This window comes from Trebonia sp., assembly GCF_049794275.1.
Taxonomy (GTDB): domain Bacteria; phylum Actinomycetota; class Actinomycetes; order Streptosporangiales; family Streptosporangiaceae; genus Trebonia.
Genome location: NZ_JBARCR010000954.1, coordinates 1 through 9,495 on the forward strand (window position 1 = coordinate 1; position 9,495 = coordinate 9,495).

The following is a 9,495-nucleotide window of genomic DNA, read 5'->3' on the forward strand; positions in this document are numbered from 1 at the left end:
CGTCACGATCCGCGGCAGGCTGCCTGACGCGGCCACCGCACGGCCCTGCCGGTCACGCCGCGCCTGCTTGGTCTGGTTCGCCATCAGGTCGCGTTTCTCCCGCCGGACGCCGGCTTCTGCCGTGCTCACCGCGCGCCGCGCCGCGGCCTGTTCGGTCGCCAGCTGCGCCTCGTACGCCTCGAGGTTCCCTCCGTACATGCGCAGCGAGCCGCCAGGGGAACCTGGCGCCCCGCGCGGCCCGGGCGCCCCGGTCAGCTCGGCGATCTGGTCCATCAGCGCCAGCAGCTCGCGGTCGTGGCTGACGATGAGCATGACTCCCGGCCAGGATTCCACCGCCGAGCACAGCCGGCGCCGGGCGTTCAGGTCCAGGTTGTTCGTCGGCTCGTCGAGCACGATCACCGGCGGCCGCCGCAGGAACAGCGCCGCCAGCGCGGTCAGCACGGCCTCGCCGCCGGACAGCCGCCCCACCCGGTCGTCGAGCCCGACGTGCCCGAGGCCCAGCCGGGACAGCCAGGCCTGCGCCCGGTCCGCCACGTCCCAGTCATCGCCGACCGCGTCGAACAGTTCCGGCCGGACGTCGCCCGCCTCGATCGCGGCGATCGCGTCCATCGCGGCGGCGATGCCGAGCAGCGACGCGACCGAGGCACCGGTGTCCAGCGTGAGGTCTTGCGGCAGGTAGCCGACCTCGCCGGTCACGGTTACCGACCCGGAGGCGGGCCGCAGTTCTCCCGTGATGAGCCGGAGTAGGGTGGACTTGCCAGAGCCGTTAACGCCGATCAGCCCTGTCCTGCCGGGTCCGAAAGCAGCGTTGAGCCCCGACAGCACCACGCGGCCGTTCGGGAAAGAAAAAGACAGATCGCTCAGTACGACAGACATGTGGCAGCTCCAGATGAGGTCTCGAGATGAGGTCGACCTCAGAGCTTCAAGCCACTCTCCGTCCGCCGGGGAAACTTACGCAGCCAATCATACTGGGTCTCTTAGGGGAACACATGATCAAGACGACGAAGCCGAGCGGCGCTGGCATGGTCAAGATCACCTTTTCGCTGCCGACGGATGAGCCGGCGGGCGCGGTTTCCGTGGTCGGCGACTTCAACAACTGGGATCCGTCCGCGCACCCGCTGCGGGTGCGCTCCAACCAGACCCGCAGCGCCTCGGTGACGGTGCCGGCGGGCAGCACGCTGCGGTTCCGCTACCTGGCCGAGGGCGGGATGTGGTTCGACGACGAGACGATCCCGGCCGTGGGCGGCGGCGACCCGGTCCTCGCGGTCTGACCTCAGCCGCCCCTGACCTCGCGTACTCCGGCTTCCCTGACGACCCGGGCGTGCTCTCGCATGGTCTCGGTGCCGTCGGCGCCGGGCTGCCGGCCGAACCCGCAGTACATGGCGACGCCGAAGTCGCCGATGTAGCGCGACGCGGTGGCGACCCGCCGCCGTAGCCCCGCGGTCCCGTCGATCGGCAGCACGATGCCGAGGTACACCCGCGCGTCGCCAGGTTCGAGGTCGACGAGCGGCCGGAAGAACGTGCGGTCCTCGCTGCGCAGGTACCGCGGCCCGGCCAGGTGCAGCCAGTCCACGGGCCGGCCGGAGTTCGCCACCGCGAAGTTCGCCATGCGCACCAGCACCTCCATGTCGCGCGCCTCGTACATCGGCCACTCGGGGAACGTCCCGTAGCACAGGTGATACCCGAGCAGCACCTCCTCGGGGAGGAGGCGCGACAGCCGGGTGACCGGCCCGGCGAACCGCTCCCACGCGCCCTCAGGCGTCCAGGCGAGGACGCGCTCGATGTCCTGCGTCTCGTACGCCATGTCCCACTGGATGGCCAGGTCACCGGGCGGGATCGCGGCGGTCAGCCGCCGCAGCTCCCGCGCCGCGAGGTCCTCGAACGCGCGCTCGGCGACGGGGTAGTCGCGGGCGAAGTCGGCCTTGAACCCGTTCAGCGCGCTGGACGGGAACGGCAGGCCCACCTGGAACCGCAGTCCCGCCGGGATCACCCCGGCGTCCCGCAGCTCGCGGAACACCGCGTACGACTCGATCGCGTCGTCGATCCGCGGCCAGGACTCCCAGCGCAGTTCGGTGACTCCCGGCTTGACGGCGAACACCGGGGTCTCGTAGGCGTGCCGCGGAATCCCGGTCGGCGACTCGGTCTCCTCGACGGTCGCCACGCCCTCGTTCGGCCGGACAAGGCGTTCCCGCTCGTAGCCGACCCAGGCCGCCCGCGGCCCGGTCTCGCCGTCGGGCAGCGCGAACACCAGGTCGCCGAAGAACCCCGCCGCCTCGCGCAACGCCGTCTCTGTCGAGTCAGCCGGCAGGCTTCCTACGAGCAGTAGCTCACTGTTAACTCGCCGTGCCATTTCGCTGCCTCCGATAATTTTCCCGAACGGGCCCGTCGTGACTCCCACGGCTACGCTTACACCGACGGGCGGTGCGATCGCAACGCACCCTCACGTTGGTAGTCGATGTGACATCGTCCACCTTCGCGCCGTCGGCTGGAGGCACCCATGGACTCGTTCGCTGGAAAACTCGCCGTGGTGACCGGCGGCGGCTCCGGCATCGGCCGGGAGCTGGTCAGGCAGCTCTCCGCCGCGGGCTGCTCGGTCGCGGCGTGCGACCTCAACGCCGACACGATCGCCGAGACGGTGACGCAGGGGCGGCCGGGCGTCGCCGCCGAGGTGACGGTCACCGGCCACGTCTGCGACGTCTCCGACGAGGCGCAGGTGCTGCGGTTCCGCGACGAACTGCTCGATGCGCATAACGCGGATCACGTTGACCTGGTGTTCAGCAACGCGGGCGTCGGCGGGGCCGGCAGCTTCATCAAGGACTCCCGCGAGGACTGGGAGCGGGTTTTCGCCGTCGACTGGTGGGGCGTCTACTACTGCGCCCGCACGTTCCTGCCGTTGCTCATCAACAGCGCCGAAGGAGTGCTCGTCAACACCAGCAGCGCCAACGGCTTCTTCGCGACGCTGGGACCCGGTGCGCCGCACACCGCCTACAGCACGGCGAAGTTCGCCGTGAAGGGCTTCTCCGAGTCGCTCATCGAGGACCTGCGCACGAACGCGCCGCACGTCCGGGTCGCCGTCGTGATGCCGGGGCACGTGGGCACCAACATCGTCGCCAACTCATTGCGCGCGTTCGGCCTGGACGCCGAGCACATGACCGATGACGAGCTGGAGGTCTTCAGGCCCCGGCTGGCCGAGCGCGGCCTCCCGGACGGCATGCCGGTCGCTGAACTGCGCCGGATCCTGGTCACGGCGAACGCCGACTTCCGCGACAAGGCGCCGGTCACCGCCGCCGAAGCCGCGACCGTCATCCTTGACGGGGTCCGCGCGGGCGCCTGGCGCATCCTCATCGGCAAGGACGCCGCGCAGCTCGACGCGTTTGTTCGCGGCAACCCGGATGCCACCTACGACTACGCCGAGATGCGCAAGAGCTTCCAGGCCGGCGAGACGTAGGGGGCCGGCGGGGCGTAGCGGCCTAGCGCGTCTCGCCGAGCAGGTGCCCGGCCACCCGGGTCAGGTGGGTGCGCATCGACTCGACCGCGGCGTCGGCGTCCCGCGCCCGCAGCGCGGTGACGATCGCCCGGTGATCCTCCTGGTAGACGGCGCGGCGCTGGCTGGACGCGCTGCGCCGTTTCAGGTCTCCCCAGACCTGGCCGTGCCGCGCCGATTCGACGACGCTGTACAGCGCGGCGAGCAGCGGGCTGTGCGCGGCGGCCATGATGACCCGGTGCAGGGCGAGATCCCAGGTCTCGAACTCCTCGTAGTTGACGGCCTGGTCGCCGCCGGCCACGCAGCGCTCCATCTCCGCGAAGTCCCGCGCCGTCGCCCACATCACCACCAGCGGCAGCGCCTGCGGCTCGAGCAGGCGGCGGATCGTCATCACATCGGCAGGGGCGAAGTCCGTGGCGGCAGGGGCCGGATAGCCTGCCACCCGGCCCGCCACCTCGTCAGGCGACGCCCGGAGAGCGTCGAACGCCTGCCCCGCGGCGTTGCTGAAGAACGTGCCGCGGCCAACCTCGCGTGAGATGAGCCCGTCGGCCTCGAGCGCGGCGAGGGCCAGCCTGACGCCGCTGCGCGTGACGCCGAGGTCGACCGCGAGCTGACGTTCCGTGGGCAGCCGCGAGCCGGGCCCGAGTCCGGTCCGTTCTGACTCGGCCAGGATCAGCTCCGCGAGCCGCCGCCCGTGCTTGGCGGACATGACCCGTTCCGTCCCATCCACGCAACCAATCGTACCAATCACTGTCAACTTGTGACCGCCATTTGACAGATCTTAACTATTGAGGTTATTGACCTGGTTTTGGCGTGGACCTACGCTCAACCAATCTGGTGAATATAACCAATTGGTCTCAGGTAGCTCGAATACCTCGGGTAAGGAGACGCCAGGTGAGGCTCGCCACCATCGCCACCCCGAACGGACCGCGGCTGCACGTGCGAGGACGCTCCGGATACGTGGACGTCGGCAAGGAGACCGGCGACCCCGGCTTCGCCTCGCTCGCGGTGGTGCTCAGCGCGGGGCCGCAGGCCATGGACGCCGTACGCGCGCTGGCGGACCTGGACGGCCGCGAGTACGGCCCGGCCGATCTCGGCCCGGCCGTCCCGGCGCCGGAACGGATCCTGTGCCTGGGCCTGAACTACCGGGAACACGCCCTCGAGGGCGGCCGGGAGGTGCCGACCTGGCCGGACGCGTTCGTGCGCGGCCGGGACAGCGTGCTCGGCCCCTACGCGGACCTGGTCAAGCCCGCGCTCACCGACCGGTTCGACTACGAGGGCGAGCTCGGGATCGTCATCGGCGCGGGCGGCCGGTACATCCCGGCCAGCAAGGCGCTCGACGCGATCGCCGGGTTCGTGGTCCTCAACGACGCCTCCGCACGGGACTGGCAGCGCGCCGCGTCGCAGTGGACCGGAGGCAAGAACTTCGAGGGCAGCATGCCGATCGGTCCCGAGGTCGTCACCGCCGACGAGGCCGACGTCAGCGACGTCGCGCTCACCACTGTGCTCAACGGCCAGGTCATGCAGTCCGCGCGGACCTCGCAGATGATCGTGGACATACCGAGCGCGGTCGAGTTCTTTTCTTCCTTCACCCGGCTGGCTCCCGGCGACGTGATCGCCACCGGGACGCCAGGCGGCGTCGGTTTCGCCAGGCAGCCGCCGGTGTGGCTGCACCCAGGTGACGTCATCGAGGTCACCGTCGAGAACGTCGGGACGATCAGGAACCGCGTGGTCGCCGAGCCCGGCGACCACTCGGGCTGGAGATGGCGCCCGACCGGCCCGCAGCCAAGCGGGCTCTGACATCAAGGCTCTGACATCAAATTGCTAACCGCGGAGGGACAATGAAGTTCACGACCCCCGTGATCGGGATAGTCGCCCTCGCCGTCGCCGTGTTGACCGCATGCAGCAGTGCGAGTTCCAACTCGAGCGGCGCTGCGACCGGCGCGGCCTCTGGATCAACGCTCACCATCGCGGACGTCGCGCCGTTCAGCGGTCCCGACGCCGCGCTCGGCCCGACTTACCTGGCCTCCTGCTACGGCGCGACCGCGGCCATCAACAACGCGGGCGGCGTACTCGGGCACAAGCTCACCTGCAAGAGCGTCGACACCCGCGGCGACCCGGCCGACGCCGTGCCCGCGGTCAACCAGATGTTCGCCTCGACCTCTAACCTGGGGCTCGTCATCGGCTGCACGTCGGACGAGGCTGCCTCGGTGGTGCCGGTCATCAACGCGCGCAATATGGCGATGTTCTGCATGACCGGGCAGTCGGAGTTCGACAGCGTCAAGTTCCCGTACTTCTACCGCCTGGTGCCGCCCGACCTCGAAGAGTCCTACGCGATGGTCGCGATCGCACAGGAACTGCACTACAACAGGATCGCGCTGGCGTTCGGCAACGACATCGGCTCGCAGACCTTCATCCAGCCCGCCATCGCGGCGCTCAAGAAGGCCGGGATGACGATGACCACCAACCAGACGCTCGACCTCAACGCCACCACGTTCCGCACCGAGGCCGAGGCGATCATCCAGTCCCACCCGGACGCGATCATGACCGAGGCGCTCGGCTCGGCCGACCCGACCCTGTTCTCGGAGATCAAGCAGCTCAACGGCGGCAAGATGATCCCGATTATCGGAACGTCCGCGGCGATTTCACCCCCGTTCTTCAAGTCCGCGGCGGCGGCGATCGGCGCGACCACGTTCACGTCCAACTTCCACGCCGACAACTTGGTCGTGGAGTCCAACGGTCCCGCGTTCCAGGCGTTCTCGTCCGCGCTGCTGTCTCAGCAGGGCAAGGTTCCCGGCGCCACCGGCGACTTCACCACCTACCTGAGCGCGCCGGGCGGTGTGCACCTGTACGACGGGATCAACCTGGCCGCTCTCGCGATGATCATGTCCAAGTCCACCAGCCCGAGCGTGTACGGACCGGACATCGTCAAGATCGGGAACGGCGTGTCCGGCGCGACGGTGTGCTACTCGTTCGCCGCCTGCGCCGCCGACCTCAAGGCGGGCAAGGCGATCAGGTACGAGGGTCCCGGCGGACCGACGAACTTCGACGCCTACCACGACTCGACGGGCATCTTCCAGGTCGACACCTACAGCGATAACGGCGCGGTGAACGTCGTCGGGAACCTCTCGGCGGACCAGCTGCGAGCACTATCCGGATGAGGGCACTGTCACTCACGAGAGCACGGGCCGGATGACCATATTTCTCGCCTCGGTAGGCTTCGGGCTGGTGACCGCCTCTGTGCTGGCGGTCGCCGCGGTCGGATTCACGCTGCAGTTCGGCGTGACCGACGTGCTCAACCTGGCCTACGGGGCCGTGATGATCGCCGGCGCGTACATCGCCTACGTGGTCAACCAGGCCGGCCTGAACATCTGGGTCGGCCTGGTGGTCGCGGTGGTGGCGTGCTCGGCCGGCTCGGTGCTGCTCAACTCCGGCATCTACACGCCGTTCCAGCGCCGCGGCGCGACGCCGATCACGTTGGTGATCGTCTCCCTTGGCATGACGCTGATCATCGAGTTCGGCACCCAGGCGATCGCGGGCGGGACCAGCGTGTCCTACACGATGGCCCAGGGGCCGTCGGTCCGCGCGGGCGGGCTAGTGCTCACCGCGGTGCAGCTCGTCGTCATCGGGCTGAGCGTGCTGGTCATGATCGGCACGCATGTCCTGCTGCGCTACACCAGGCTCGGCAAGGCGATGCGCGCGACCGCGGCCAACAAGACGCTGGCCCGCAACTGCGGGATCAGGACGTCCCGGGTGATCAACCTGACCTGGGCGATCACCGGGGCGCTGTGCGGCCTGGCCGGGGTGATCTTCGCGATGGACGCGGGCAGCTTCGACGCCACGAGCACTGACCTGTTCCTCATCCTGATCCTGGCCGCGACTTTCCTCGGCGGACCGGGCCAGGCGTACGGCGCGATGCTCGGCGCGGTGGTGATCGGCCTGGCGACCGAGATCAGCGCCGCCTACATCACGCCAAGCTACAAGTACGTGGTCGGGTTCGTGGCGCTGCTCCTCATCCTCGGCGTCCGCCCGACCGGACTGCTCGGAGCACGCGCGTGAACTCGTACTACATCATCAACCTGCTCATCTATGCCGCCGTCGACGCGACGGCCTGCCTGGGGTTGAACCAGCAGTTCGGCGTCGCAGGCATCACTAACTTCGGCTTCATCATCTTCCAGGCGGCCGGCGGTTACACGGCCGCGATCCTGGCGCTGCCCAGCCAGTCAGCGAACGGCGGATTCCAGACCTACATCGGGGGCTGGAACCTGCCGTTCCCGCTCCCGTGGATCGGCGCGGCCGTAGTCGGCGGCCTGATCTCGCTGCCGTTCACGTTCCTGGTCGGCCGTCGGCTGCGCGGCGACTTCGCCGCCGTGGGCTTGCTCGTCACCGCGGTGCTGCTCAACCTGCTGGTCACGAACTACCGCCCGCTGCTGAACGGGGACGCCGGCCTGTCGCTGATCCCGCAGCCGCTGCAGGGGGAGTACAACCCCCAGTCGTCCGGCTACCAGTGGACCCTCACCGCCGTCGCGATCGTCGTGTGCGCGCTGGTGTACCTGTTCGTCCGCCGGATCACCGAGTCGCCGTACGGCCGTTCGCTGCGCGCCATGCGAGACAACGACGTGGTCGCCGACTCGCTGGGCAAGAACCTGCTCTCGCTGCGCACCGCGATGCTGGTGACCGGCGGGGCGATCGCCGGGCTGAGCGGCGGGATCCTGGTCTCCTACATCACCACCTGGTCGCCGGCCGCCTGGGGCTACGCCGAGACCGTCGTGCTGTTCGCCGCGGTGATCATCGGTGGTACGGGCAACCACCTCGGCGCGATCCTCGGCGCTGTCCTGGTGCCGGTCGGGTTCGAGGAGGTCACCCGGTACATCCCGACGTCCAACAACCTGCCGCCGAACCTGATCCCGTCCCTCGAGTGGGTAGCGATCGGACTGCTGATCGTCGTCTTCCTCTGGGTCAGGCCGCAGGGCATCCTGCCCGAGCGGAAACGGGTGATCCGAGCTGGCGCGGCCGCGAGCCCCCCTTCCGCGGCCGCGCCGTCTCCTCCCGCGCCGCCGGCGCCTGTGTCGGCAGTGCCTGTGCCAGCAGCGTCTGTGTCAGCAGGGCCTGTATCAGTGCTGCGCCCCGCCGACGAGCCGCCAGTGGACCGCGAGGTCGTGCTCGAAGCGGTCGACGTGTCCCGCGAGTTCGGCGGCGTCCGGGCGGTCGACGGCGTCTCGTTCAGGGTCCGGCACGGCACGCTGACCGGGCTGATCGGCCCGAACGGGGCGGGCAAGTCGACGCTGCTGGCCATGCTGGCCGGCACGCTGCCCGTCTCCGGCGGCAAGATCTACTACCAGGGCCGGGACGTCACGCACCTGCCGGCCTACCGCCGCGCCCGCCTCGGCCTGGTTCGCACCTTCCAGCTCGCCAGCGAGTTCAAGCGGCTCACGGTCATGGAGAACCTGCTGACGGCCGTGCCGGACAACCGCGGCGACTCGTTCCGCGGCGCCCTGGCGGGGCGCAGGTACTGGCGCGGCGACGAGGCCGCCGCGATCGCGAGGGCCGAGGCGCTGCTGGAGAGATTCGGCCTCGACGGGTACGCCAACAGCTACGCGGGGGACCTCAGCGGCGGCCAGCGCAGGCTGGTGGAGATCATGCGGGCGCTGATGGCCGAGCCGCGGGTACTGCTGCTCGACGAGCCGATGGCGGGCGTGCACCCGAACCTGGCCAGGCAGATCGGGAACCAGCTCGTCGCGCTGTGCGCCGAGGGGCTGACCGTGCTGATGGTCGAGCACGAGCTGGCCATCATGGACGAGTTCTGCGACCCCGTGGTGGCGATGGCCGAGGGCGCCGTGCTCGCCGAGGGCACCATGGCCGAACTGCGGAGCCGCTCCGAGGTCGTGGAGGCATACCTTGTCGGCTGAGCACCACACGGGGTCGGCTGACGACGTGTCTCGCGGCGCTGGCCTCACCGCGACCGGAGTGACCGCCGGCTACGGCGGCGACCCGGTGATCCGCGGCATCAC

9 protein-coding genes are annotated in these 9,495 nt (G+C 69.6%); 6 read left to right on the forward strand and 3 right to left on the reverse strand.

Annotation, left to right across the window (positions count from 1 at the left end; translation table 11 throughout):
* The coding region (locus tag WA805_RS24415; protein WP_425243501.1) for an ATP-binding cassette domain-containing protein at positions 1–876 on the reverse strand (876 nt) is incomplete at its 3' end.
* A 113-nt stretch (positions 877–989) separates the two neighbouring features.
* Here WA805_RS24415 and WA805_RS24420 point away from each other — a divergent pair.
* Positions 990–1,271, forward strand: a complete 282-nt coding sequence (locus WA805_RS24420; RefSeq protein WP_424563821.1) for an isoamylase early set domain-containing protein — start codon at positions 990–992, stop codon at positions 1,269–1,271.
* A gap of 2 nt (positions 1,272–1,273) precedes the next feature.
* Here WA805_RS24420 and WA805_RS24425 read toward each other — a convergent pair whose 3' ends face one another.
* Positions 1,274–2,350: a hypothetical protein gene (locus WA805_RS24425; protein ID WP_422271014.1), complete on the reverse strand. Its 1,077-nt coding sequence runs from the start codon at positions 2,348–2,350 to the stop codon at positions 1,274–1,276.
* Between the two features lie 147 nt (positions 2,351–2,497).
* On the opposite strand from WA805_RS24425, the gene WA805_RS24430 reads away from it, so the two are divergent.
* Complete coding sequence (locus tag WA805_RS24430) at positions 2,498–3,448, forward strand: SDR family NAD(P)-dependent oxidoreductase (RefSeq protein WP_425243502.1); 951 nt, start codon at positions 2,498–2,500, stop codon at positions 3,446–3,448.
* Positions 3,449–3,470: 22 nt separating this feature from the next.
* Here the strand turns inward: WA805_RS24430 and WA805_RS24435 are convergent, their stop codons facing one another.
* Positions 3,471–4,214: a FadR/GntR family transcriptional regulator gene (locus tag WA805_RS24435; RefSeq protein ID WP_422271018.1), complete on the reverse strand. Its 744-nt coding sequence runs from the start codon at positions 4,212–4,214 to the stop codon at positions 3,471–3,473.
* A gap of 164 nt (positions 4,215–4,378) precedes the next feature.
* Between WA805_RS24435 and WA805_RS24440 the strand changes: the two genes are divergently transcribed.
* The 4 genes from WA805_RS24440 to WA805_RS24455 are packed head-to-tail and all read left to right on the forward strand — an operon-like array spanning position 4,379 to position 9,393.
* On the forward strand, positions 4,379–5,284 hold the full coding sequence (locus WA805_RS24440) for a fumarylacetoacetate hydrolase family protein (protein ID WP_425243503.1): 906 nt from the start codon (positions 4,379–4,381) through the stop codon (positions 5,282–5,284).
* 41 nt (positions 5,285–5,325) lie between these two features.
* On the forward strand, positions 5,326–6,645 hold the full coding sequence (locus tag WA805_RS24445) for an ABC transporter substrate-binding protein (protein WP_422285204.1): 1,320 nt from the start codon (positions 5,326–5,328) through the stop codon (positions 6,643–6,645).
* A gap of 31 nt (positions 6,646–6,676) precedes the next feature.
* Entirely contained in the window at positions 6,677–7,543 is an 867-nt protein-coding gene (locus tag WA805_RS24450) for a branched-chain amino acid ABC transporter permease (protein ID WP_422271024.1), read from the forward strand.
* Positions 7,540–9,393 (forward strand): ATP-binding cassette domain-containing protein, encoded by a 1,854-nt coding sequence (locus WA805_RS24455; RefSeq protein WP_422285208.1) that lies wholly within the window; start codon positions 7,540–7,542, stop codon positions 9,391–9,393. Before WA805_RS24450 ends, WA805_RS24455 begins: the two co-directional genes overlap by 4 nt.
* The last annotated feature ends 102 nt before the right edge of the window (positions 9,394–9,495 follow it).